Here is a 24,988-nt window from a genome sequence, read left to right on the forward strand (position 1 = left end):
ATGATGCGGGCACTGCCGGACGCTGGGGGGCGTAGTGGGAAGCACGGGCACCGTGCTGCGCGAATTGCGCGGCGCACAGAAGAGCGCCAAGGGCGTCTCGCTCTACTCGCGGTACGTGAACCGGCCCGCCGGCCGCCTGCTCGCGGCCGGAGCCTACCGGGCTGGACTGACGCCCAATCAAGTAACCTTGATCAGCGCGCTGTTCACCTATGGTGCGCTGACGGCCGTCGCGCTCGTCGAACCGTCGTGGACGCTCGCCGTCCTGGTCTACGCGGCCCTCGCGGTCGGCTTCGCCTTCGACTCCGCCGACGGGCAACTCGCCCGGCTCACCGGCCGGGGCGGGCCCGACGGGGAGTGGCTGGACCATGTCGTGGACTGCGGGAAGCTCCTGCTCGTCCACACCGCGGTCCTGATCTCCTTCTACCGTTTCGGTGAACTGCCTTCGGATGCCTGGCTGTTGCTGCCGCTGGGCTTCCAGCTGGCCGCCGTGGTCACCTTCTGCGCGGGGCTGCTGCGCGAACACCTCGGCAAGACGGCGGCGAGCGCACAGGGTCCGTCCTGGGCGGCGCCGCAGGCTGCGCCCGTCTCCCGGGTGCGGGCCGTGGCCCTGCTGCCCGCCGACTACGGGGTGTTCTGCCTGGTGTTCCTGCTGCTCGGCGCACCCGGGGCCTTCCGCGCCGGGTACGCCGTGCTGGCGGTCGTGCACACGCTGTTCCTGGCGGCCTTCCTCGCCAAGTGGTTCAGGGAGCTGAAAGCGCTCCGGGCCGGTTGACGAGGACGTCCAGCGCCCGGCGCAACTGGGTGCTGGACGTATGCACGGTGTACGGGAAGTAGACGACCTCCACGCCCACTTCGGCGAAGTCGCGCTCCAGCTTCAGCCCCTTCTCCGTGCCCCGCCAGTCGTCGCCCTTGAAGATCACGTCGAACCGGACCTGCTGCCAGGTCTCGACCTTGTCCGGCACGGTCTCCACGAACGCGGCGTCCACGAAGCGCACGCTGCGGACGATCTCCAGTCGTTCGCGGAGCGGGATCATCGGCGTATGGCCCTTGGCGAGCGCCGCCATCTCGTCCGACACGACCCCCGCGACCAGGTAGTCGCACTGACTGCGGGCATGACGCAGGATGTTGAGGTGGCCGACGTGGAACAGGTCGTACACCCCGGGTGCGTAACCCACCCTGTGCTGCACCATCCGTATCTCTCCCCCCACGGTGAACGTGATCCGGTGATGTTCCAACGACCTTACTGTGAAGAACACTTGTGCAAGCCGTGAACGGATAAGCTCGACGGGGGCTGTTCCTCGCCGGGAACAGCGGCTGTCGTGGGGGGAAGGCGATCGTCCGATGTCCGATGCTGCAAGGCCCGGTCCGTTCCGGGGCCGCCGACTTCTGCTGGTTTCGACCAACTACGCTCCGGAGCTCACGGGCATAGGCCCGTACGCCACCCAACTGGCCGAGCACTGGGCCGCGTCCGGCGCCCGCGTCCGGGCGCTCACCGGCATGCCGCACTACCCGTCCTGGCGCCTCGAGGAGGGCTACCGGGGCGTGTGGCGGACGGTGGAGATACGGGGAGGCGTCGGCGTGCACCGACGCCGCCACTACGTGCCGCCACGTCAGACCGCTCTGAAGCGAGCCGCGTTCGAGGCGAGCATCCTCGCCACCGGGCTGATCGGACCACCGCCCGGCCGCCCCGACGTGGTGGTCTCCCAGATGCCCAGCCTCGCCGGCGGAGTCATCGGGGCGCGCCTCGCCCGGCACCACCGGGTGCCCTATCTCCCCGTCGTGCAGGACCTGATGGGCGCCGCCGCCGCGCAGAGCGGTATCCGGGGCGGCGGCAGGGCCTCCGCCGTCGCCGCGGCCGCCGAGCGGTACGCGCTGCGCGGGGCCGCCCTCGTCGGCGTCATCCACGAGAGCTTCGTCCCCGGCGTCCGGGCCCTCGGCGTCGACCCCGGCCGCATCCGCCTCGTCCCCAACTGGACCCATGTGCAGGGCCCCACCGCCGACCGGGCCGCGACCCGGGCCCGGCTCGGCTGGCCCGACGGCGTCCCGGTGATCCTGCACTCCGGCAACATGGGCCTCAAACAGGGCCTGGAGGTCCTGGTGGAGGCCGCCCGCCTCGCCCCCGGCGTCCGCGTCGTCCTGATGGGCGACGGCAACCAGCGCGACGCCCTGCGCGCCCGCGCCGAGGGGCTCGTCAACATGGAGTTCCTGGAGCCCGTGGCGGCCGAGGAGTTCACCGACGTCCTCGCCGCCGCCGACGTCCTCGCCGTCACCCAGCGCGCCTCGGTCCTCGACATGAGCGTCCCCTCCAAGCTCACCTCGTACTTCACCTCCGGCCGACCCGTGATCGCCTCCGTCGCCGACGAGGGAGGCACCGCGGACGAGGTCCGCCGCTCCGGCGCCGGAGTCCTCGTCGCCCCCGAGGACCCGGCCGCCCTGCTGGAGGCCGTACAGAAACTCGCCGCCGACCCGGCCGCCGCCGACGCCCTCGGGGCCGAGGGCCCCCGGTACGTCGCACACCACCTGAGCCGGGAGGCGGGGCTCGCCCGCTTCGACGACCTGCTCGCCGAGGTCCTGCGGGACGGACAGGGCGGTGGCCTCCGATGACACCCGTGAACCGGGTCGTGGACGACCACGACGAGCCCGCGCTGCTGCGCGACCAGTTCCGCCAACTCCTGCGCTACCGCGCCCTGCTGGCCGTCGGCGTGGTCGTCGGCCTGCTCGGCGGGGGCTATCTGGCCCTCGGCGGCGAGAAGACGTACACCGCGACCGGCGAGGTCCAGGTCCGGTCCGCCATCGCCGACCCCTTCGCCGCCGGAGCCACCGCGGACAAGGGCATCAACATCGGCTCCGAGCGCCAGACCGCCGCCAGTGACACCGTCGGCACCCTGGCCGCGGGCGCGCTCCTCAAGCAGGGCGACGACGTCACCGCCCGCGAACTGCTCATCGGACTCCAGGTCACCAACCCGCCCAACACCCTCACCCTCCGGTTCTCCTACACCGGCGCCACCCCCGAGCAGTCCCGGGCCCGCGCCGAAGCCCTCGCGGGCGCCTATCTGGCCCACCGCAAGGCGCGCACCGAGGAGAGCATCGAGAACATGGCGGGCGGCTACCGCGCCCAGCTGAAGCCGCTGGAGGAGAAGCGCGATCTGCTGGAGGAGCAGGTCGGTGCGGGCGCGGCCGAAGACGTCACCAGCGCCCGCGCCAACATCATCGTCTCCATCTCCGAGCTGACCCGGAAGATCTCCGAGCTGAAGGCCCTGGACACCACCCCCGGCTACCTCAACAAGAAGCCGGTCGCCCCGGCCTCGCCCACCGGCGCCGGCCTGCCCCTGCTCCTCGGCCTCGGCGGGGTCGTCGGCCTGGCGCTCGGGCTGCTGCTGTCCTGGGTGCGGCTCGTCTTCGACCCCGCCGTACGCTCCGACCGCGAACTGGTCCGCTCGCTCGGCGCACCGCTGCTGGGCACCCTGCCCCGGGAGCGCGCCGCCGGGGCGGGGCTGCTCGCCATCGGCCGCGGCGGATCCCGGCTCGCCGAGGAGTACCGCGCGGTCGCCTTCCGGCTCGCCTACGACCCGTCGTTCGCCGAGAGCCGCCGCCTGCTGGTCACCGCCCCGCGCGGGGACAACGCGGAGGCCGCCGCAGCTGCCGCCAACCTCGCCGCCGCCTTCGCCGAGATGGGCCGGGACGTCCTTCTCGCCGAGGCCGATCTGCGCACCCCGACCCTCGCCAGGGAGCTGGGCTCCGCCGCCCACGAGACGCGTTCGCCGCGCTGGGCCGCCGACGAGGGCGACGGCAGCTGGCCCACCGGCAGCCGCTCCGGCGTGGACGTCCCCGGCTCCGGGGCGTTCACCCTGATCCCCGGCACCGTCGTCGACAACGTCCCGCGCGCCCTCACCTCCCCGCCCGTCGGCCGGATCGTCGGCGAGGCCGACAGCCCTGGCACCGTCGTCATCGTGCTCGCCCCGCCCGTCCTCGCCTACGCCGACGCGGTCGCCCTCGTCGACCGGGTCACCGGTGTCATGATCGTGTGCGATCCGCGCGAGGTGCACCGCAGCGACCTGGAGCGCATCCGCGAGATCATCAGCGCCTCCGGCGGCTCCGTCCTCGGCGCCCTGCTCCACCCGCCCCGGCGCCGGCTGCGCCGCGCCGAGCGCCGCACGAAGTCGGCCCGCCGCCGGTCCGGAGGATCCGGACCCACCCCGCCCACCCCGGAGCCGGACACCCCCGAGACCACCGGAGACCCCACCGAGACCCTCGGTCTGCGCTCCCTGACCCTCCCGGCACCCCGCCGGTGAGAGCCCGCACCGCTGTCCTCTGCTCGGTCGCGGACCAGGGAGTGGCGGCGCTCACCAACATCCTGGTGCTTCTTGCCGCCGCACGGCTCTCCACCCTCGCCGACTTCGCCCGCTTCTCCGCGGTCTACCTGGTCTTCACGGTCCTGCTCGGCGTCTCGGGGGCGTACACCGGGCAGCCGCTGGTCCTCAAGCGCGGGGCGGGGGAGGAGACCCGGGGCGCCTGCCGGTCGGCCGTGGCCTTCACGGTGCTCGCCGCCACCGTGCTCGGCGCGCTGCTCGCCGCCGTCTGCGTTCTCGTCCCCGGCGACACCGCCCGCGCCCTGCTGATGCTCGGCCTCGTCCTCCCCGTGGTGCTCGGACAGGACGCCGTACGGTACGCCTTCTCCACCCTCCAGCAGCCCCATCTCGCCCTGCTCTCCGACCTGTTGCGGCTCGGCTGCGTGCTCGGTGCGCTCTCCGTACAGGACTACGGGGTGTCCCCGGCCCGGCTGATCACCGTCTGGGGCCTGTCCGCGCTGCCCGCGCTTCTGCTCTCCGCCGCCCTCCTCCACCGCGCCACCGCCGGAACCCCGCTGCGGCTGCGCCCGATGCTGCGGCGCGGCCACCTCGGGCAGCGCTTCACCGTCGAGTTCGGCGTCGGCAACGCGACCGGCCAACTGTCCGTCCTCGGCCTCGGCGCGGTCGGCAACCCCCTCCTGGTCGGCGCGCTGCGCGGGGCGACCACCCTGTTCGGGCCGCTCAACGTGCTGTTCACCTCGGCCACCTCCTTCGGCCCGCCGATCCTGGGCCGCATCGGCGACGAGCGCCGCCGGATCCGGGCCACCGCCGCGCTCGCCGCCGCCCTCGCGGGGACCGCCGCCCTCTGGGCCACCGTGCTCGCCCTGCTGCCCGAGACCGCCGGACGCCAACTCCTCGGCGACACCTGGCCGGTGGCTGCCGAGCTGCTCCCGGCTACCGGCAGCCAGTACGCGGCGATGGCGGTCGGCACCTGCGGACTCCTCGCCCTGCGGATGCTCGACCCGCGCACCACGCTCGCCATCCAGGTCGTCTTCTCGCTCACCTCCGTGGCGTTCCTCGCGGGCGGCTACGTCCTCGGGGGCGTCCCGGGCGCCGCCTGGGGGCTGTTCCTGGGGTCGCTCTGCAAGGCCGTCGCCACCTGGATCAGGGTGGCCCGGCTGCGCCGGCGCACCCCGGCCCGTGACGAGGACGTCAGCGCCGACGCCCTGCCCGCCGCTCCCTGAACGTCGCGATGGCGACCAGACACAGCGCGGCGATGGCCAGCTTCCCCGCCGCCTGGAGGAGCGGGCCGCGCAGCAGGATGAAGGTGTATCCGGCGATCAGCGGCGCGGCGATGGCCAGCACACTCCCGGGGCCGGGACCGGCCCGGGTGACGGCCAGGGCGTAGCGGCGGTCGGTGCGCGCCGACGCGTAACCGATCAGCGCCATCCCGCCGATCATGCCGCTCGCGCCGAGGTCGACCCAGAACTCCGTCCACAGCGGGGCCGAGAGGTTCGTCATCCGCAGCCCCATCCACTGCCCGACCCGGACCCCGGTGTCCTCCGGTTTTCCGCTCCACACCGCGCGCGGCACGAAGAACAGCCCGGAGCCCGCCAGTTGGCGGCCATAGGTATGGCCCCGGGTGTCGACCCACGAGATGGTGTTGGCGAACATCACCATCTGGTCGTAGTCCTTGGTCACCAGCGGATCGAAGACCGAGGCCGACTGCACGGACCGCTGGCTCCCCTCCTCGTACCGGAACCTGTCCGCGTACGGGAACAGCACCAGCGCCCCCACCACACCCGCCGTCAGCACCGTCCGGTAGACCGCGGCGCTGCTCGGGAACGCGGCGAACACGAATGCCACCACCACCGTCAGGAACCAGTAACGGGCGTTGGAGATCGGGTTGTTGACCAGCAGGTTCAGCGCTGCCAACGCCACCCACACCAGCACCGTCGACGGTCGGCGCCGGGCCCGGTAGGAGGTCGCCAGGCGCCGGGTGTAGAAGAGCAGCGCCAGCAGCGCCGGAACCTGTCCGAAGCCCTTGAGGAACGCCGAGCCCACATTGGACCCCTCCGTGACGACGCCGCTCGCCGCCACGGTCTCGTTGATCTCCTGCCGGCTGGCGAAGAAGACCGCGGGTCCGCCCAGCTTCAGCACGTAGAACGCGCTCGCGGTGAACGCCAGCAGCACCAGCAGCCGCAGCCGCAGCGGATGAGCGACCGCGGGCCCGCTGCCCACCCCCTTCGCGGAGGGCGTCCGGCGGCGCAGCGGGCGCCGGGAGGCCAGCAACGCCCCCAGGTCGTAGGCGGCGCACCCGACCAGCACCATCGCGATGGCCGTGACCAGGTCCTGGCGCGGCCCCACCATCGGTGTCGGCGTCTGTCCGATCACCACCTGGGCGAACGGCGCCACGCCCATCGCGATGTACACGAACATCCAGAAGACGCCCTGGAGCAGCCGCCGCCGGGTGGAGAGGATCATCGTCGCTAGCCGGGCGCCCGCGTAGCAGGTCAGCACGAGCTGGAGCCAGTACGCCGTGTCCCGGACCCCGTCGCCGGGCTGGGCGGCGATCACCGCGGGCAGGAAGCAGACCAGGCCCAGGATGAGCGGCACGGACAGCGCCCGCGACAGCATCGACCAGGCGATCGGCCGCTCCGGAGGAGCACCGGGAACCCAGGGCCCCCGCGAGCCCGCGGCCGTGGGAGTGGCCTGCTCCCGCGCCGACGTGTGCACCGACGTCATGCGCCCCCCCGGGATCAGTGAACCGCTGAACACTCTAACGAATCAGCCCACTTGAGGGGGGTCGATGACTACGCTGTGAATACTTGGCCATAGTCGAGGGGAACTCTGGTGAAAATCCTGCACGTTGTCACGCTCCACACCCCGGATCACGCCTTCGGCGGACCGACGCGCGTGGCCTTCAACCTCTCCAAGGTCCAGCGCGCGCACGGCGACGACGCACGCGTCATGGCTCTCGGCGACGGCTTCCCCGGCGGCGAACTGCCCGGCGAGGTGGAAGGAGTTCCGGTCCATCTCTTCCAGGCCCGGCACCTCCTCCCGATGTTCGAGGTCAGCGGCATCACCTCCGCCGCCCTGCTGAACACCGCCCGCCGCATGATGCGCGGCGCCGACCTCGTCCACGTCCATCTGATGCGGGACCTGGTGACCCTGCCGGCGGCGCTCCTCGCGCTCGCCACCCGTACGCCCCTCGTCGTGCAGACCCACGGCATGATCGACCCCACCGAGAAGAAGGTCGCCCAGCTCACCGACCTCCTCGGGGTCCGCAAGGTGCTGCGCGAGGCGGACGCCGTGCTGCATCTGACCGAGATGGAGCGGCTCGACGTGAACGCCGTCGCAGCCCCCGTCCCGCTCACCCGCACCGTCCGGCTGGTCAACGGGGTCCGCCCGCAGGAGCGCAAGCCCGCCCGTGAGCCCGGCCGCCCGCCCACCGTGCTGTATCTGGCCCGGATCCAGGAGCGCAAGCGGCCCGAGGACTTCGTCGCCGCGATGCCGCACGTCCTCGCCCGCCACCCGGACGCCCGGTTCGTGCTGGCCGGTCCCGACACCGGCGCCCTGGCCGGCACCCTCGGGCTCGCCCGGCAGCTCGGGGTGGCTGAATCCCTCCACCACGTCGGCCCGTTGGAGCACGATGAGGTGCTGGCCGCCGACCGCGAGGCCGATGTGTACGTGCTGCCCGCCATCGAGGAGCCGTTCCCGGTGTCGGTGCTGGAGGCGATGTCGGTCGGCACCCCGGTCGTCATCACCCGCACCTGCGGCCAGGCCCCCGATGTGGCGGGGGCGGGCTCGGGCCGGGTCATCGACAGCCGGGTCGGCGAGGACGCGGCCAACGCCCGCAAGGTCGCCGACGCGATCCTGGAGCTGCTGGAGCCGGAGGCCGCCGAGCAGGCGGGCAAGGCCGCCTGGGAGCTGGTGAACGAGCAGTTCACCATCGAGGCCGTCACCGCCACCCTCCGGCGGACCTACGAGGACGTGGTCCGCCGGAGGCGAGGGTGAGGGGAGTGCTTGTCAACGTACTGGCTTCTCGCGGGACTTGAGTGCGATCTGCCAGCGGTAGAAGCTCATCGCCAGTGCGAAGTCGAAGCCGGCCCGGCCGTCCAGGAACCCCCGCTTGTAGAGATACATGTAGGCGAAGGACACCACCGGCTTGAACGGCGCCTTGTGGAACAACTGCCCCTGGCGCGACTTGACCTGGCGCACCTGCTCCTTCACGTGGGGGTGGTGCTCCAGCCAGGCCTCCCAGTCCGAGTAGCGGTTGTGCCGCTCGAACCAGGCGGTCACCGGGTCGAGGTCCTGGTGCTCGATCGGGTGGGTGAGGGTGCCCACGCTCGCCGCGACCGGCTGGTAGTGGCCCTCCACCTCCCCGATCCCCGGGGCGTCCAGGTCCCCGACCTCCGGGTAGTGGCAGCGGGTCCGGTCGGTCAACGACCGCTTGCGGATGGTGTATCCGTGCCGCAGCCGCTTCCCGGAGAACCAGTAGCCGAGCGGTATGTCGTACGCCGCCGGCTTCGGCGCGTCCGGGTTCCGGAAGGTCTCCCGCAGCTCGGCCAGCAGCCCGGGGCTGAGCCGCTCGTCGCCGTCGAGCAGCAGGATCCAGTCCAGGTCCGTGCGGACGTGTTCCAGGCACCACTGCTTCTTGCGCGGATGCCCGCCGTCCCAGGTGTACGTGACCACCTCCGCCCCGCACTCCTCGGCGATCTTCACAGTGTCGTCGGTGCTGTGGGAGTCCACCACCACGACCGCCTCGAAGTGGCCGAGCACCGATTTCACCGCCTCCGCGATGTTCAGCCCCTCGTTCTTCGTGGGGATCGCCACGGCTATCGGGAGTTTCGGTGTACCTGCGGTCATCCCGCGGCTCCTTCGGGCAGCCAGGCGTAGCAGCCTGTGGACGTGAACGTGACGGCGGATTCGGGGATGGTGATCTTCCGGGACTTCCCGGTGTCGGAGGCGCCGGAGGCCAGCTCCTTGCCGCCCGCCCCCTCGATCTGCCAGGAGCAGTCCGGGGTGGGGGAGGCCGAGCGGTATACGCCCGGACGGAGCTGCTTCCCGGTGTGCTTGCCGTCCGGGTAGCCGTACGCCGCCTCGTCGACCAGGTCCTGGTGCTGGGTGCAGAGCCCGGCGACGGCGTCCTTCGCGTCGGGGATCTCGCCCGTGACGATGGCGCCGACCGCGGTGTCCCGGTCGCCCTTGACGAGGTAGCGCAGCTTGTCGCAGGTCTCCTGGCCGGTCTGGAGCACGGCCGCCGGGTCCATCCCCTTCGGCACCCGGTCCTTCAGATACTCCTTCTGCTTCTTGGTGAACGTCCCCGTGGCCGGGGTGATCTCGTCGGCGGGCGTCTTCGGGACCTCGGCCGTGGCAGCCGGAGCGGACGCCTCCGGGGTCGCCGGCTCCTCGGTGGGCGGCGTGGCGGGCTCGGTGGCGGTGGTGGCGGACGGGCCGGGGGCGGCGGGCCCGGAGGCCGCGGGGCGCTGGGCGCCCGCGGCCTCCGGGTCGTTCCCGTCCGCGGACGAGCCGCAGGCGGCCAGCGCCGCCGCCGTCAGAACGACGGCGGCGCAGGCCAGGAACGGGTTTCTCATCTCTCAGCCGTTCCTCAGGGCGTAGTGCGCGCTGATCGTGGATCCGCTCAGCGCAGTCGGATAGATGGCGGTCTCGTCGATCTGCCCTTCGAAGAAGTTGCTGGTGGGACGGCTGGGCCAGCCGGACAGGTTGTCCCCGCCGACCCGCCAGTAGCCCGGCCGGCTGTCGTTGCCGGAGACGAGGATGTTCGACGCGCGCAGCTGCCCGTCGACGTACAGGGACATGCCCTGCCCCAGCGGGCCCTGGGTGGCGACGACGTGGTGCCACTGGCCGTCGTTGTACGCCCCCGAGGTGGTGACGGTGCGGGCCCCGCCGCTCTGGACGCCGAACACGAGGCGCCCGTCGTTGCGCATGTAGATGTGCTTGTCGTGGCGGGTGCTGTTCTGCTGGGTCAGATTGCCGAAGCCCACGATCTTCCCGCCCCGGGTCGTGGTGGTCCTGATCCAGGTCTCGATGGTGAACCGGTCCGGCTGCGGGTGCTGACGGTTGCTGTAGGCGTAGTCGTTGCTGCCGTTGAACCCGATCGCCGTCGAGGGCCCGGCGACCGCCGCCGGGGTCTGCCGGTAGGCGGGGCCGTTGCGCATGAACCCGTTGTTCAGATTGCCGCTGCTGTCGTGTGCGAACGTGGAGGTGCCCTCGTCCCAGCGCCAGTAGAGGCTCGCCCCGTCGGCCCTGACCCGTGCCGGGTACGCCTCCGTCTCGCTCGCCACGGTGGCGGACTGGGCGGGGGACTTGGCGCTGGTGTTGGTGCCGTCGCTCGCGGTGATCCGGTACGAGTGGGTCTCGCCCGGTGCGACGTCGGTGTCCGTCCAGGTCAGCTGCGGACGGTCCCAGAAGACCGAGTAGCCGGTCGTCGTGTGGATCGGGGTGTTCGAGCCGTCCTTGTAGATCCGGTAGGTCAGCTCACCGTCGTCGGTGTCGAAGCTGGTCTGCCAGTTCACGTCGATCCGCCCGGGGGTCAGCGTGGAGAGGCTGACGTTGGGCACCCACGGCACGCCCGTGTCCGGGCCGTCCGCGAACCGGGTCAGCCCCTGCTGCGCCTTGGTGTTGACGGTGGTGAACTCGCCGCCCACCCACATGTAGTGGCGCCCGCCGCTGCTCGTCTGGGCCATCACCCGCGGCCCGACGGGCTCGCCGATCCCGTCGTTGGTGTCCGGGAACCAGGGCAGCAGCTTCGGGTCGTCGACCGACTGGGCCAGCAGGTGCTTGCGCGGCTGGTCCGGGAACGCGTCCATGCTGGAGCAGTCGTGGGCGTGGCTGCCGCTGTACAGCACCCCGGAGTGCACCAGCACCGACTGGGTCGCGCCGAGGCAGGTGTCCCGCCAGCGCTGCTCGAAGTCGCCGAGGTTCAGTGCGATGCGACCGTCGAACACCCCGCCGCCGGTGCCCTCGTTGGCGGTGTAGAAGCCGCCCGCGTCGGTGGTGATGTCCTGGACCGTGGAGTTGTTGTGGATGAACCCCGGGTAGGACTTGGTGAGCTGTCCGGTCGTTGCGTCGACGACGGCCAGCGCGTGGGTGTTCGTCCCGTTGATCCGGAAGAAGTCCCCGCCGAGCAGCACGTTCTGCCCGTCCGGGGTCACCTCGACGGCCCGTGCGACCTCGTCGGCGTCGGCCGTGAAGGGCAGCAGTGAGGCTCCGGTCGTGACGGCGGCGAAGTGGCTTCGGGTCTGCCCGCCGACCGTGGTGAAGTCGCCCGCGAGATAGACCGTGTCGTCGGTGACCGCGAGCCCCCGTACGGTCGCCGAGACCCCGATCTTGAAGGTGCTGCTGACAGCGCAGGTGTCGGTGTCGATCGCGGCGATGTTGCTCACGCTTTCACCGTTCACCGCACCGAACCGGCCGCCCGCGTACAGCGTTCCGCCGTCCGGTGAGAGAGCGAGGGCCCGTACGGTCGCGGTCCCCGAGGAGACGGTGAAAGACAGCGAGCAGTCGGTGGGCGCCCCGGTCGCCGCGTCGAACGCGGCGAAGTTCACCGCGGGCTGTTCGTCCGTGCCGGGGGCCGCGGTGGGGGGCCGCAGGGTGGAGAAGGTGCCGCCCGCGTAGACGACGCCGTCGCCGGCGGCCATCGACCAGACGATCCCGTTGGTCTGCCAGGTGGAGAGGTCGTCCGCGGTGATGGCGACCGGTGGTGTCAGCGCCGCTGCCGGAGAGGCCCCGACCGTGGTCGCGGTCAGGGCTCCGGCCAGCAGGCCGAGAGCGGCGGACGCGGCCCGCACACGGCCGCGCCCTCCGCCTCTGCGCCCCGTACTTCCGTTCATCATTCAGCTCCGAAGGTGAGATTCGCGCTGCGGCCCGAAGGCCGCGGATGCTGCCTCGCCCGACCGGCCGCGGGGACGGTGCGTCCCCCCGGGGGCCGAGGCGAGTGGGGAGGCGGGGCCGGGGCCCCGCCCGTGACCGGCGCGTCGAGCTCCACCGAGCGGTCGGCGGAGATCGGTGGTGGCGCCGGTGATCGTCCCGGGCACGGGCGCGGCGAGCGCCGGCCGGGAGTCATGGGTGGCCGCCGGCCCGGTGCGGGCGTCGGCGGTCGCACGGCCCTGTCGGCCCGGTAAGGGAACGGCGGGCCGGCGGCGGAGCGGCCCACGCACCCGGGGGCCCTGGCCCTTCACCGGTCCACCCGGACGGCGGCTCCGGACAACTGGTCGGCCAGCTTGCGGATATCGGCGTCGACCATGATCCGGGCAAGCTCCCGGGACTTCACCTCGGGCTTCCACCCCAGCAGCTCCTCGGCCTTGGAGGCATCACCGATCAACGCGTCGACCTCGCTGGGGCGTTCGTACTTCGGGTCGTAGCGCACATGCTCGCGCCAGTCGAGGCCCGCGTGCTCGAAGGCGTACTCCAAGAAGTCCCGGACGCTGACGCCCTCGCCGGTGGCGATCACGAAGTCGTTGGGGGTGTCGCACTGGAGCATCCGCCACATGGCGTCCACGTACTCCGGCGCGTACCCCCAGTCCCGGACCGCGTCCAGGTTGCCCAGGTGCAGCCGGTCCTGGAGCCCCGCCTTGATCCGGGCGACGCCCCGGGTGATCTTCCGGGTCACGAAGGTCTCGCCCCGGCGCGGCGACTCATGGTTGAAGAGGATCCCGTTCACCGCGAACATGTCGTACGCCTCGCGGTAGTTGACCGTGGCCCAGTAGGAGTAGACCTTCGCGACGCTGTACGGGCTGCGCGGGTGGAACGGGGTCTTCTCGTTCTGCGGGGGCGGGCTGGCCCCGAACATCTCGGAGGACGAGGCCTGGTAGATCCGGGTCTGGATACCGCTGGCCCGGACCGCCTCCAGGAGCCGGATGGTGCCGAGACCGGTGACGTCACCGGTGTACAGCGGGGCGTCGAAGGACACCCGTACATGCGACTGCGCGCCCAGGTTGTAGACCTCGTCGGGCTGGATGTCGCGCAGCAGGTTCACCAGTGCCACACCGTCGGACAGGTCCGCGTGATGCAGGACGAAGGAGCGCTCCGGCTCCTCGGGACCCTGGTAGATGTGGTCTATGCGCTCGGTGTTGAAGCTCGAGGAACGGCGTATGAGCCCGTGCACCGTGTATCCCTTGTCGAGCAACAACTCGGCCAGATACGAACCGTCCTGGCCTGTCACTCCGGTGATGAGCGCGGTCTTCGCCACGATTCCCCCTTCTCTGCTGATCGCCTCGGCGGCGATGTTCACCGATATTCCGGAATTGGAGCGTTCTGCGGCAAAGTGTCACCGCAGTCCTTTTCTGCTGGCACAATCCGAGCCATGACGACCGAACTCCCCGTCCCGTCCCAGGAATCCGCCCGTTCCCTACTGCGGCCCGGCTCCCGCATATTCGTCGCGGGACACCGCGGCCTGGTCGGGTCGGCGGTGGCCCGCCGCCTCGCCGACGACGGCCACGAGGTGCTCACCCGCGGCCGCGACCTCCTCGACCTGCGCGACGCCGCGCGGACCGAGACGTATCTGAAGGAGGTCCGCCCGGACGCCGTGGTGCTGGCCGCCGCCAAGGTGGGCGGGATCATGGCCAACAGCACGTATCCGGTGCAGTTCCTGGAGGACAACCTGCGCATCCAGCTCAGCGTGATCGCGGGCGCGCACGCGGCCGGGACCGAACGGCTGCTCTTCCTCGGCTCGTCGTGCATCTACCCCCGGCTCGCGCCCCAGCCGATCCGCGAGGAGTCGCTGCTCACCGGCGAGCTGGAGCCCACCAACGAGGCGTACGCCCTCGCCAAGATCGCCGGAATCGTCCAGACCCAGTCCTACCGGCGGCAGTACGGCGCCTCCTACATCAGCGCCATGCCCACCAATCTCTACGGGCCCGGCGACAACTTCGACCTGGAGACCTCGCACGTCCTGCCCGCGCTGATCCGCCGCTTCCACGAGGCGCGCCGGGACGGGGCCCCCGAGGTGACCCTGTGGGGATCCGGATCGCCGCGCCGCGAGTTCCTCCACGTCGACGACCTCGCCGCCGCCTGTGTGAGCCTGCTGGAGGCCTACGACGGCGACGAACCCGTCAACATCGGCTGCGGCGAGGACCTCACCATCCGCGAACTGGCGGAAACCGTACGGGAAGTGACGGGGTACGAGGGACGCGTCGACTGGGACACCTCCAAGCCCGACGGGACCCCCCGCAAGCTCCTCGACGTCACCCGGCTGAACGCCCTCGGCTTCACGCCGAAGATCACGCTGCGCGACGGCATCGCCCGCACCTACGCCTGGTGGCTCGGGCAACTCCCGCCCGGACAGTGACCGTCCGCCGCCGGGAGCACCCTCCCGGCGGCGCACCGGTGGCGCCGCTCCTCGCATCCGCACGCCCGCCGTCCTCAGTACGCCCCGCGGCCGTCGGTGACGGCGCGCACGGTGCGGGCGAGAAGTCCCATGTCGGCGGCGACCGACCAGTTGTCCACGTACCAGAGGTCGAGCGACACGGTCTCCTGCCAGCTCAGGTCGGAGCGCCCGCTCACCTGCCACAGGCCCGTGAGCCCCGGCTTCACGGCGAGCCGCCGGTGCTCCCGCTCGTCGTAGCGGGACGCCTCCTCCGGCAGCGGTGGCCGAGGCCCGACCAACGACATATGGCCCAGCAACACATTGAGCAGTTGCGGGAGTTCGTCGATCGACGTACGCCGCAGCATCCGGCCGACCGGAGTCACCCGGGGGTCGCTGCGCATCTTGAACAGCGGCCCGTCGACCTCGTTGACCACGGCGAGCTGTGCCTTGAGCTGCTCCGCGTCCGCCACCATCGTGCGGAACTTCCACATGGTGAACGGCCGGTTGTGCTGCCCCTGCCGCACCTGCCGGTGGAAGACCGGCCCCCGCGAGGACAGCCGGACGCTCAGCGCCACCGCCAGCAGCAGCGGGGCCAGGGCCAGCAGTCCGAACAGGGCGCCCGCGCGGTCCAGCACGTTCTTCACCACCGCCTGCGGCCCCCCGCGCAGCGGCGGCGCGATGTGCAGCAGGGTGAGCCCGGCCGCGGTGACGGGACGCACCCGCTCGGCCGCGACGCCGGTCAGCTCGGAGAGCACGGACAGGGCGACGCCCCGGTCGTGCAGTCCCCAGCCGAGGCGGCGCAGCCGGTCACCGGTCAACTGGGGCCCGGGAGCCACCAGCACCAGGTCCGCCCCGTGGGCATAGACCCCGCCGAGGACCGTCGGCACATCGTCGTCGGCCGGGCAGGACGCGAGGCGCCCCGGCACCTGCACCCCCTCCAGCTTCAGCCGGGCGGCGCCCACCGGGATGGCGGCGACCAGCGAGAAGTCGTGATCCGTACGGGAGATGAGCAGCTCGGCCGCCCGGTCCACGCCCGACGCCTCGCCGACGAGCAGCACCCTGCGGACCCGGCCGGCCCGCCGGGCGGTGCGTGGCCACCGCCGCAGCCCCGCCACCGCGGCGGCTACCAGCAGCCCCGGCGCGACGGCCACGACGGCCGTGGCCGGGTCCACCGGGCTGCCCGCGGCGGTGTGCAGCACGGCCAGCAGGCCGATGAGCACGAGCCAGTCACCGACCGCCCCGACGGCACCGGCCGCACCGCCCGGTCCGTTCCGCGGCCGGTCGGTGTACCGCCCCCGGGCCCCCCGCAGTCCGGCCCACAGCAGCCCCGCCACCGCGGCGGCCGCCACCGGACGGGGCTGGTCCCCCGCGCGCAGCAGCAGCCAGGCCGGACCGGCCAGACCCAGCAGATCGGTCAGCGCGGCGAGGACCGGGCCGTGCGCGGGCTTTCGCTGGACCGGCACCGGGCCGGCCGGGTCGCGCTGAGCCGTCGGGGCCCTCCAGAGCTGCTCCAGGGCCGCCGTGCGATTCCGGGAAGCGGCGGTGCGAGGGCGCGGCGCGCCCCGTAGCCCCACCGGTCCGGACAGATCGGTATCAGGTATTTCGACATGCCCCATGAGCCCCCCAGCCACAGTTGCACCCCCGCAAACGGGACGCATCCGTCGATCCCATGGACTGACGGATGCGCCCTCGCTCGGTGCACGATATCCACACACGTGCCATTTCGCTGGAGTTCTCGTGAAGTTCAGACGGCTCGGTCCAGACACCTCCGATCGGCCGGAACCGTCCGATGTCGCCTGGTGGGCAAGGAGATTGATGGAGTGACAGCCGAGTAAGCGTTTGTACCCGACGGGGCCGAAGGGGCGGCCCACCCGGGGTCCGGCTCCGCCGCGCCGGGGCGGGAACGCGTGAACCCCCTGGCGGGCGGTGTGCCCGGCCAGGGGGTTCGGGTGCCGCCTCCCGGACCCGAGGGGCGGAAAGGGCGTTACGGCGTCAGAGTGCGCCTTCCGTGCGCCTCCTGGCGCGCCGGTGGACCAGCACCCCGGTGCCGACGAGCGCCGCTGCCGCGAGAGTTACCGACATCACAGTGGCCCCGGTGGCGGCCAGGCTGCCGCCGCCGGACGTGGCGGCGGTTCCGGTGCCGCCCGCGACGCCCCCGCCGACGGTGGAGCCGGAGCTGCCGGCCGTACCGGTGGAGCCGCCGGCTGCGGCGGTCGAGCCTCCGGTCGTCCCGGTCGTCCCGGTCGTCCCGGTCGTCCCGGTCGTCCCGGTCGAGCCGGGGTCGCCGGTGGCGGTACCGGTCGAGCCCGAGTCGCCGGTGGTCGTACCGGTGGAGCCGGAGCCGTCGGTGGTGGAGCCGCCGCTCGACTGCGTACCGCCGTCACCCCCTGTCGAACCGTCACCTCCCGTGCTCCCGGCGCCGTTCGAGGCGTCGCCGGTGCCTCCGGTGTCCCCTCCCGTGTCTCCTCCGGAGTCGCCGCCTGTGGCCGGGGTGACCGTGAGTGTCACGGCGGCGGTGCGGGTGGTGCCGACGTCGTTGCGGAACTCGGCGCGGTAGCGGTAGCCGTCCTGCGCCGTGCGCGCGGTGAACGTGAGGGCGGGTTCGGTCGCGCCCTCGACGTCCTGCCAGGTCTGCGCGCCGTCCGTGCTGACCTGCCAGCGGACCGTGGGCTCCGGGGTGCCCTCCGCCTCGGCGGTGAGGGCGACCTCCTCGCCCTCCTCCGCCGTGAGGTCCTCGGGTGCCTGGGTCACCAGGGGCGAGACCTGCCGGACCAGCCTGGTGATCTTCCCCTCGGCGGGGCTGGTCACGAAGACGGTGGCGCCGCCCGGTTCGACGGCGAGCGAGGCCGCGCCGGCCTGGGAGTGGTTGCCGGGCAGCGAGAGGTCCTTCGCGGCCGGGGCGAAGTCCTCGGTGCCGTACACGGTCAGCGTGCCGTTGTTGTCGTTGGCCGGGTCGGAGAGGTCCCCGCCGTCCTGCCAGACGACATAGGCGCGGCCCGTCGCCGTGTCGAAGGCGGCGTCGCGGGCCAGGTCCTTGCCGACGAGCGTCTTGACCAGGGTGCCCGCGGCGTCGAAGACCAGCACGGACCGGTCGACCCCGACCCAGACCGCCCCGGTGGCAGGGTCCGTCTCGGTGAATCCGGCCATGCCCCCCGGCCCGCCGGGCAGGTCGAAGGAGCCGGTGACGGTGAACGACGCGAGGTCCACGCGGTGCAGTTTCCCGGCCGTGAAGTCGGTGTACCAGACCGCGCCCCGCTCGGGGTCGGCGGCGAACTGGGTGCCGCCCGGCAGGACGAGCGTCCGGGTCGCCGTGCCGGTGGCCCGCTCGATCTCGGAGAGCGTCGCGCCCTGGGCGACCAGGACCGTGTCCGGGGTCGTGCCGGGGGCGATGTCGGTGATCGTGGACCCGGTGAGCCAGACGCCCGAGGCCGCCTCGTCGCCCGACTTGGCGCTGCCGACGCCCCGCAGCGGGTAGTTGTAGACGACGCCGTCGCCCGGCAGCGGTCCCGCGATGCGCGCGGCGGCCGAGGCCCGCAGCGCTCCGGTGGAGCCGGGGGCCTGGCTGATCCAGCTCTCGGACGTCCCGTCCTCGGGGTTCAGCACATGGAGCCCGCGCTCGTCGACGTCGGCCGTGTCGGGGAGGTTGTCCGCGCCGGCGTACAGCTTCTTCGAGTCGGGGTGCAGCAGCAGGTCCAGCGGCTTGCCCGCGGTGGTGAACTCGGCGGCGGACTTGTACGAGACGGTCCCGGCGGGTACGTCGACGCCCTCGCCGCCGCCCGGTTCGCCGGGCTCCTGGCCGGCGAAGGCGACGGGTATGCGGACGTCCTGCGTACGGTTGCCCGCGGCGCGGTGGTCGGCGCGGGTGACGACGGAGCAGGCCACCTCGGCGCAGTCGAGGCCGTCGCCCTTCTCCGTGATCTCGATCTCCACGTCGAAGGTTCCGCCGGGCCCGAAGGCGGAGGCGAGGTCGCCCTCGTACGGGTCGCCCGGGGGCACGATCCACTGCGAGGTCTTCGAGCCCCCGCTCATGTCGGCCCCGCCGAGGCAGGGGGAGGGCACGCGGTTGTCCCCGTTGTCCTTGCACAGGGCGACGTAGATGCCGGTGGTGAGGCCGTACCCCTCGCCCTGGACCCGGATCCTCTGCCCGGCCGGGTCGAGACCGGTGGTGGCCGAGACGGTGAGCTTCTGCCCCTGGGGGCCGGTGGCTGTCTTCGGGGTGCCGGCGTCGGCGCTGACCGCCGCGCCGGCGGGAACCCCGGCGAGCAGCAGGGCGGCGACGGCGGCCGTGCCCGCCCGGCGTCTCAGCCTGCTCTGGCCGCCGGGCGGGGTGCCGGGAGCGGTGCCCGGAGTGGATGTCATGTCATTCCTCGTCACGACGCGTGGGAGCCCGGCCCCGGCACGAACGGCCGGGACCGGGCGAAGGGATGGCGAACTCGCTTGGTGTTAGACGAAGTTGATCGGGGCGTGGACGTCGTACTTGCGGTCGTTGGTGTCGGTGTGGTCGGCGCGGGTCACGATGGCGCACTCCACGGTGTCGCCGCAGACGTTGCCGCCGCCGAGGTCGGCCTTGACGTGTATCTGGACGCTGAAGGTTCCGCCCGCGCCGAACGGCGAGGTGTTGGGGAGGACGCCGCCCAGGCCCGAGACCCAGTGCGAGGCGCCGGTGGTGCCGGACTCGTCCTGGCCGCCGAGACACGGCGACGGCTTGTTGACGCCCTGGGCGCCGTCCACCACGCACAGGCTCACGTAGACGCCCTGGGCGGTGTTGTAACCGCTGCCGGTGACAGTGATGTTGGCGCCCGAGGCGGCCGCGCTGTCGGGGGCCGTCAGCGACAGGTTGTAGGTGGTACCGCCTTCGGTGACGGTACGGGTCCCGGTCGCGGCGGCGGCGGGGGAGGCGAAGGTCACGGCCAGCGCGGCGGCGGCGAACGCGGCGAGGCCCGCACGGGCGGCGGTACGGGTGGAGGGAACAGCACTCACGGGATGAGCACCTTTCTCGGCATCGGTAACCAGAACCACGGACACCCAGTCGACTTAGGTAAGGCACACCTAAGTCGAAGTCTGTTGGGTTGTCAACAAAGTGGCTCGGCCCGTAGGGAGAGGGGGCCCGGCCCGTACGGAGAGGGGGCCCGGCCCGTACGGAGAAGGGGCCCGGCCCGTACGGAGAAGGGGCCCGGCCCGTACGGAGTGGGGCGTCAGCCCTCGTCGGCCGGCGGCAGCGTCTGCTCGGTCCAGATGGTCTTGCCCGTCGGGGTGTACCGGGTGCCCCACCGCTGCACGAGCTGCGCCACGATGAACAGGCCGCGCCCGCCCTCGTCGTCCTCCGCGCTGTGCCGCAGGTGGGGGGAGGTGTGCCCGGTGTCCGCGACCTCGCACACCAGGGTGCGGTCCCGGATGAGGCGGAGCCCCAGCGGCCCGCCCGCGTACCGGACCGCGTTGGTGACCAGTTCGCTGACGACAAGCTGGGTCGCGAACACCAGCTCGTCCAGGCCCCAGGCCTCCAGTTGCCCGGTGGCCAGTTCACGGGCGCGGCCCACCGACACCGGCTCCGCGCTCAGCTCCCAGTCGGCGACCAGCTCCGCGTCGAGCTCACGGGTGCGGACCAGGAGCAGGGCCGTGTCGTCGGCGCTCGTGCCGCCGGGCACCAGCTCGGACACCGCCCGGTCGCACAGCTCCTCCAGCGCCGCGGAACGGTCGCCGAGCACCCGGCCCAGGGTGTCGAGGCCGTGGCCGATGTCGTGGTCCCGGGCCTCGACCAGACCGTCGGTGAACAGGGCCAGCAGGCTGCCCACCGGCAGCTCGAACTCCATCGACTCGAACGGCAGGCCGCCGAGGCCCAGCGGCGGTCCGGCGGGCAGGTCCGGGAAGGACACCCCGCCGTCGGGGTCGACGATCGCCGGCGGCAGATGCCCGGCCCGGGCCATGACGCACCGTCGGGAGACGGGGTCGTAGACCGCGTACAGGCAGGTCGCCCCGGTGGTCACGTCGTACGTCTCGACGGCCCCGCCGTACGCGTCCGGCGGCTCCTCCGCGGGCTGCCCCACCAGGTCGTCCAGCCGGGTCAGCAACTCGTCGGGGGGCATGTCCAGTTGGGCGAAGGCCCGGACGGACGTGCGGAGCCGTCCCATGGTGGCGGCGGCCTGGAGACCGTGCCCGACCACGTCCCCCACCACCAGGCCGACCCGGGTCCCGGAGAGCGGGATCACGTCGAACCAGTCCCCGCCGACACCGGTCACGTCGTCGGCGGGCAGATAGCGGTAGGCGGTCCGGACCGCGGACTGCGGCGGCAGGTGGTGCGGCAGCAACTGCCGCTGGAGGGCGAGGGAAGCGGTGCGCTCACGGGTGTAGCGCCGTGCGTTGTCGATGCAGACCGCGGCCCGGGCCGCCAGTTCGTCGGCGAGGGCGACCTCGCCGTTGTCGAACGTGGTCGCCCGGTCGGGGGCGGGCGGCCGGCCCGAGGCGTCGGGCCCCACGCCCCGGTCGAAGGTGACGAGCCCGAGGATGCCGCCCCCGGCCCGCAGGGGGACGACCAGGGTGCCCTCGTCGAGCACGAGCCCGCCGGAGGAGAGGCTGCGGTGCTGGGGGGATCCGGGCGGATAGGCGACCGGCGGATACGGGTGCCGGTCGTCGTCGCCGGGGGACGCGGCCCCCGACTCGTCGGGCGGTCCGAACTCCGCGCCTTCGGCGTCCGGCGGTCCGGACTCCGAGCCTTCGGAATCCAGCGGTCCGGTGCCCCGGACGCCCGGGCCGGGATCGGGGTCGGGGAGGGCCGGATCCGGGGTGGCGGTCCCCGGCTCCGAGCGGTCCGCGACCCGGAGCAGCGACATGTCCGCCGGGCTGCCCACCGCCGCCGTCTCCCCGGTCACCGCGGCCCGCGTGACATCGACCCGTACGGTCGCGGCGAAGTCCGGCACCGCCACCTCGGCGATCTCCTCGGCGGTGGTGGCCACGTCCAGGGCGGTGCCGATCCTGCGGCCGGCCTCCACGAGCAGGGTCAGCCGCTCCTGGACCCGGTAGCGGTCGGTGATGTCGAACGCGTCCTCGCACACACCGAAGACGTGCCCGTGGGCGTCCTCCAGCCGGTAGTAGGCGCAGGACCACAGGTGGTCCCGTCCGGGGTCGCTCGGCTGCTGCGCCCTGAAGTTCAGGTCGAGGACCGGCTCCCCCGTGTCGAGCACCTGGTGCATGACGTCGTCGAGCGTCTGCGGGTAGCCCGGAGTCACGAACGAGCCGTCGCCGTACAGTTCGTCGGCCCGCATGCCCCGGAACGCGGCCAGCGGCTGCCCGATCTCTCGTTCGTAGGCGGTGTTGCACCAGGTCAGCCGCAGATCGGTGTCGTAGATCGCCAGCCCGACGGGCGACTGGGTGGCCAGCCCCTGGAGCAGGGCGAGCCGGGACTCCCAGTGCCGCAGTTCGCCCACCTCGGCCGCCACCAGGATCCGGTCCGGGGTGCCGGGGCCGCGGTCCGCCGCCCCGCCCGGCAGCGGGCACATCGCCGTCGCCACCAGCAGCTCACGGCCGTCCCGGGCGTGGGCCACGTGGATCTCGTTGCCGACGAGGGACGGCGGTCCGATGCCGGTGGCGGTCGTTCCGGGAACCCCGGTCGTTCCGGGCGCCCCGGACGCGTCGGTCCCTGCGACCGCTTCGATCTCGACGGGGGGAGCGCCCCCCACCGGGTGCACGGAGAGGAACGCGCTCAGCGGCCGCCCCAGGGCCTCGGCGGGCCCGTATCCGAGGAGCTCGGCCGCCGCCGGACTCCAGCCGATGACGGTGCTCTCGGCGTCCAGAACCGCCGTGGCCGCCCTGGTGATGTCCAGAGGCCCACGGAAATCGGCGCTCTCCGCCGTGTTCGCCGCGCTCACGGCGCGGCCCCGGCCAGGTTCATTACTCTCAGAATCGGCCCTGCCCGGGACCCGCACAACCGCGGTGCCCCGGGGTGCGGCCCCGGGAAGCCGGGGTCAGCGCACCCCGTCGGGCCGGAACTGCACGCTGACGCGCGGCCCGACGGCCCGCGCGGTCTTGGGGACCGCGTGCTCCCAGGTGCGCTGACAACTGCCGCCCATGACGATCAGGTCGCCATGGCCGAGCGGCCTGCGGACGGGCGCGGGGCCCGGGCGGCGCGGCCGCAGCGCGGGGGCCTGTCGTTTGGATCAGGCCGGGCTCGCGGGGTCCGGCACGCGCATCTGCGGCGTTGTCGTCAATCACCAACGCTCCGCGTTGCCTCAATCCTCCGCCTTGCAGCTGCACGCACCGGACCCCGCTCCCTGATCCGGCCTGATCCAAACGACAGGCCCCAGATGCCGGGGCGCCCCCAGCGAGAGGATCGCGACCATCGTGTCCACGCTGCTTCCCCGCCCTATGGTGTCCCCGTGCCAGGCGACCCCGTCCCGCCCGTCGCGGTAGAAGCACAGCCCCGCCGTGGTGAACGGTTCGCCCAGCTCGGCGGCGTAATGCTCGCCGAGCTCGGTGCGGGCGGCCGCCAGGGCCGGATGGGGCAGGGTGTCGTGGCGGCCGAAGAAGGCCAGCAGCCGGGGGACCGCGACCACGCGCTCGTACATCACGCGCTGCTCGGCCCGCCAGGCGACGTCGCGCACCAGCGTCTCGAACAGCGTGTCCGCGCCCCGGAGCCACTGCGGCAGTACGTCGATCCAGGCCCCGTCGCCGAGATCGGTGCGCCGCAGTCCGCTCAGGGGGCGGGTGGAGACCTCGGCCTCCTGGTCGAAAAGCGAGCTCTGCAGGTGTACGGCCATGAGGAGAGCGTAACGTTATTCGAGCGTGTGTGCGAATAACTAGCGAGCGACCGGGATGGGGCCCTCCTTGATCAGATCGGCGCACTTCTCGCCGATCATCATCGTGGTGATGCACGGATTGACCGTCGGCAGGAACGGCATGACCGACGCGTCCGCCACTCGCAGCCCGGTGACGCCCTTCACCCGCAGCTGGGGGTCGAGCGGCGAGTCCGGGTCCTCCGCCGGGCCCATCCGTACGGTTCCGGCCGGGTGGTAGACGGTGTTGTGCGTCTCGCGGATGTAGTCGAACAGCTCCGCGTCCGTGGTCGCGCCGGGCCCCGGGGCCAGCTCGGCCCCCGCCCACGCGGCCATCTCCGGCTGCGCCACGATCTCCCGCGCCAGCCGCAGCCCGTACGTCATCACCCGTACGTCGTGCTCGTCGGTGAAGTAGCGCGGATCGACCCGCGGCTTGTCCCGGAAGTCCCGGGTCCGCAGCCGCACCGTGCCCCGGGACCGGGCGCGGGTGACGTTCGGGGTCAGGCAGAACGCGTTGTCGGAGGTGGGGTAGCCGCGCCGGTAGGTGTTCATGTCGAACGGCACCGAGCCGTAGTGGAACATCAGGTCCGGCCGGTCGAGCCCCGGCTCGGTGTCCGCGAAGATCCCGATCTCCCACCACTGGGTGGAGGTGGTGACCATGGGCTGCTTCGCCTCCCACATGATCACGCCCTCCGGGTGGTCCTGGAGGTGCGAGCCGACGCCGGGGGAGTCCACCCGTACGTCCACGCCGGTGTCCCGCAGATGCCCGGCCGGCCCGATACCGGACAGCATCAGCAGCTTCGGGGAGTCGATCGCCCCGCAGGAGACGATCACCTCGCGCCGCGCGCGCACCGTCCCGCTGTGCACGGTGTCGGGCTCCAGGTACTCCACCCCCGTGCACCGCTCGCCGTCGAACAGCAGCCGTTTCGCCTGGAGCCCGGTCCGTACCTCCAGGTTGGGCCGCTTTCCCAGCACCGGGTGCAGATACGACACCGAGGCCGAGGAGCGGGTGCCGTCCTCGCGTGCGTTGATCTGGAACCAGTGCGCGCCCCGGATCACGGTCGAGCCCGTGTTGAACGGGACGGTGGGGATGCCCGCCGTCGCGCACGCCTCCAGCAGGGCCGTACCGCACGGGTCGCGGGGCGGTACGGTCCGGATGGTGACGGGACCGGAGCGGCCGTGGTGGTCGCCGGGGGCGTCGTTGGTCTCCAGCCGCTGGTAGAGCGGGTAGCAGTCGGCGGCGCTCCACCCGGTGCAGCCGAGCGCCGCCCACTCGTCCAGGTCCTCGGCCGGGGCCCAGAAGGCGATGCAGGAGTTGTGCGAGGAGCAGCCGCCGAGCACCTTGGCGCGGGCGTGCCGCATGAAGCTGTTGCCCCGCTCCTGCGGCTCCACCGGGTAGTCCCAGTCGTAACCGGACTCCAGCAGCGCCATCCACCTCTCCAGCCGCAGGACGCTGTCGTCCCCGACGTCCGAGGGGCCCGCCTCCAGTACGCAGACCGTGACGTCGGGGTCCTCGGTGAGCCGGGCGGCGACGACGGCACCGGCGGTACCGCCGCCGACGACGACGTAATCGAACGCGGGTGCGGAGCTCTCTTCGGGCATCG

The 24,988-nt window shown here is 72.5% G+C and carries 18 protein-coding genes and 1 pseudogene; 6 read left to right on the forward strand and 13 right to left on the reverse strand.

Annotated features, from left to right (window positions below):
• The first annotated feature begins 34 nt into the window (after positions 1–34).
• Complete coding sequence (locus tag IE140_RS14915; protein WP_150194018.1) at positions 35–772, forward strand: CDP-alcohol phosphatidyltransferase family protein; 738 nt, start codon at positions 35–37, stop codon at positions 770–772.
• Here IE140_RS14915 and IE140_RS14920 read toward each other — a convergent pair.
• A complete protein-coding gene (locus IE140_RS14920; RefSeq protein WP_006128276.1) occupies positions 741–1,190 on the reverse strand; it encodes an FAD synthase family protein in 450 nt (149 codons plus the stop codon). The two genes, IE140_RS14915 and IE140_RS14920, sit on opposite strands and share 32 nt — an antisense overlap.
• A 151-nt stretch (positions 1,191–1,341) precedes the next feature.
• On the opposite strand from IE140_RS14920, the gene IE140_RS14925 reads away from it, so the two are divergent.
• The 3 genes from IE140_RS14925 to IE140_RS14935 are packed head-to-tail and all read left to right on the forward strand — an operon-like array spanning position 1,342 to position 5,533.
• Positions 1,342–2,604 carry a glycosyltransferase gene (locus tag IE140_RS14925; RefSeq protein ID WP_189460423.1) on the forward strand — a complete coding sequence of 421 codons (1,263 nt, stop codon included), beginning with the start codon at positions 1,342–1,344 and terminating at the stop codon, positions 2,602–2,604.
• The gene (locus IE140_RS14930) at positions 2,601–4,292 is read left to right on the forward strand and encodes a lipopolysaccharide biosynthesis protein (protein ID WP_189460425.1); all 1,692 of its coding nucleotides are present in this window, start codon (positions 2,601–2,603) and stop codon (positions 4,290–4,292) included. The genes IE140_RS14925 and IE140_RS14930 overlap by 4 nt, the downstream gene beginning before the upstream one ends.
• A complete protein-coding gene (locus tag IE140_RS14935; protein WP_150194409.1) occupies positions 4,289–5,533 on the forward strand; it encodes an MATE family efflux transporter in 1,245 nt (414 codons plus the stop codon). Before IE140_RS14930 ends, IE140_RS14935 begins: the two co-directional genes overlap by 4 nt.
• On the opposite strand, the gene IE140_RS14940 is transcribed toward IE140_RS14935, so the two are convergent.
• A complete protein-coding gene (locus IE140_RS14940; protein WP_150194407.1) occupies positions 5,502–7,034 on the reverse strand; it encodes a hypothetical protein in 1,533 nt (510 codons plus the stop codon). The two genes, IE140_RS14935 and IE140_RS14940, sit on opposite strands and share 32 nt — an antisense overlap.
• A gap of 108 nt (positions 7,035–7,142) precedes the next feature.
• Between IE140_RS14940 and IE140_RS14945 the strand changes: the two genes are divergently transcribed.
• A complete protein-coding gene (locus IE140_RS14945; protein WP_109180423.1) occupies positions 7,143–8,306 on the forward strand; it encodes a glycosyltransferase in 1,164 nt (387 codons plus the stop codon).
• A 12-nt stretch (positions 8,307–8,318) separates the two neighbouring features.
• Here the strand turns inward: IE140_RS14945 and IE140_RS14950 are convergent, their stop codons facing one another.
• The 4 genes from IE140_RS14950 to gmd all read right to left on the reverse strand — a co-directional run bounded on the left by IE140_RS14950 (position 8,319) and on the right by gmd (position 13,503).
• Entirely contained in the window at positions 8,319–9,158 is an 840-nt protein-coding gene (locus IE140_RS14950) for a glycosyltransferase family 2 protein (RefSeq protein WP_032768627.1), read from the reverse strand.
• The gene (locus IE140_RS14955) at positions 9,155–9,886 is read right to left on the reverse strand and encodes an Rv1352/Rv1906c domain-containing protein (protein ID WP_189460427.1); all 732 of its coding nucleotides are present in this window, start codon (positions 9,884–9,886) and stop codon (positions 9,155–9,157) included. Before IE140_RS14955 ends, IE140_RS14950 begins: the two co-directional genes overlap by 4 nt.
• A 3-nt stretch (positions 9,887–9,889) precedes the next feature.
• Positions 9,890–12,148: a LamG domain-containing protein gene (locus tag IE140_RS14960; RefSeq protein WP_150194405.1), complete on the reverse strand. Its 2,259-nt coding sequence runs from the start codon at positions 12,146–12,148 to the stop codon at positions 9,890–9,892.
• 341 nt (positions 12,149–12,489) lie between these two features.
• Positions 12,490–13,503, reverse strand: a complete 1,014-nt coding sequence (gene gmd / locus IE140_RS14965) for a GDP-mannose 4,6-dehydratase (RefSeq protein ID WP_150194421.1) — start codon at positions 13,501–13,503, stop codon at positions 12,490–12,492.
• 114 nt (positions 13,504–13,617) lie between these two features.
• On the opposite strand from gmd, the gene IE140_RS14970 reads away from it, so the two are divergent.
• Complete coding sequence (locus IE140_RS14970) at positions 13,618–14,601, forward strand: GDP-L-fucose synthase family protein (RefSeq protein WP_150194402.1); 984 nt, start codon at positions 13,618–13,620, stop codon at positions 14,599–14,601.
• A gap of 74 nt (positions 14,602–14,675) precedes the next feature.
• Here the strand turns inward: IE140_RS14970 and IE140_RS14975 are convergent, their stop codons facing one another.
• The 7 genes and pseudogenes from IE140_RS14975 to IE140_RS15000 all read right to left on the reverse strand — a co-directional run bounded on the left by IE140_RS14975 (position 14,676) and on the right by IE140_RS15000 (position 24,986).
• Positions 14,676–16,235 carry an exopolysaccharide biosynthesis polyprenyl glycosylphosphotransferase gene (locus IE140_RS14975; RefSeq protein WP_189460436.1) on the reverse strand — a complete coding sequence of 520 codons (1,560 nt, stop codon included), beginning with the start codon at positions 16,233–16,235 and terminating at the stop codon, positions 14,676–14,678.
• 376 nt (positions 16,236–16,611) lie between these two features.
• Positions 16,612–18,978 (reverse strand): hypothetical protein, encoded by a 2,367-nt coding sequence (locus IE140_RS14980; RefSeq protein ID WP_150194400.1) that lies wholly within the window; start codon positions 18,976–18,978, stop codon positions 16,612–16,614.
• An 84-nt stretch (positions 18,979–19,062) separates the two neighbouring features.
• Positions 19,063–19,599: a hypothetical protein gene (locus tag IE140_RS14985; RefSeq protein WP_093443778.1), complete on the reverse strand. Its 537-nt coding sequence runs from the start codon at positions 19,597–19,599 to the stop codon at positions 19,063–19,065.
• 215 nt (positions 19,600–19,814) lie between these two features.
• Positions 19,815–22,481, reverse strand: a complete 2,667-nt coding sequence (locus IE140_RS14990) for a SpoIIE family protein phosphatase (protein WP_150194399.1) — start codon at positions 22,479–22,481, stop codon at positions 19,815–19,817.
• A 96-nt stretch (positions 22,482–22,577) separates the two neighbouring features.
• Positions 22,578–22,751 (reverse strand): annotated as a pseudogene (locus tag IE140_RS36020) (alpha-ketoglutarate-dependent dioxygenase AlkB); the annotation flags it as partial.
• Between the two features lie 90 nt (positions 22,752–22,841).
• Positions 22,842–23,369 carry an alpha-ketoglutarate-dependent dioxygenase AlkB family protein gene (locus IE140_RS14995; RefSeq protein ID WP_229826797.1) on the reverse strand — a complete coding sequence of 176 codons (528 nt, stop codon included), beginning with the start codon at positions 23,367–23,369 and terminating at the stop codon, positions 22,842–22,844.
• A gap of 39 nt (positions 23,370–23,408) precedes the next feature.
• Positions 23,409–24,986: a GMC family oxidoreductase gene (locus tag IE140_RS15000; RefSeq protein ID WP_150194397.1), complete on the reverse strand. Its 1,578-nt coding sequence runs from the start codon at positions 24,984–24,986 to the stop codon at positions 23,409–23,411.
• Positions 24,987–24,988: the final 2 nt, after the last annotated feature.

It is taken from the genome of Streptomyces parvus, from assembly GCF_014648875.1.
In the GTDB taxonomy this organism is placed as follows: domain Bacteria; phylum Actinomycetota; class Actinomycetes; order Streptomycetales; family Streptomycetaceae; genus Streptomyces; species Streptomyces parvus.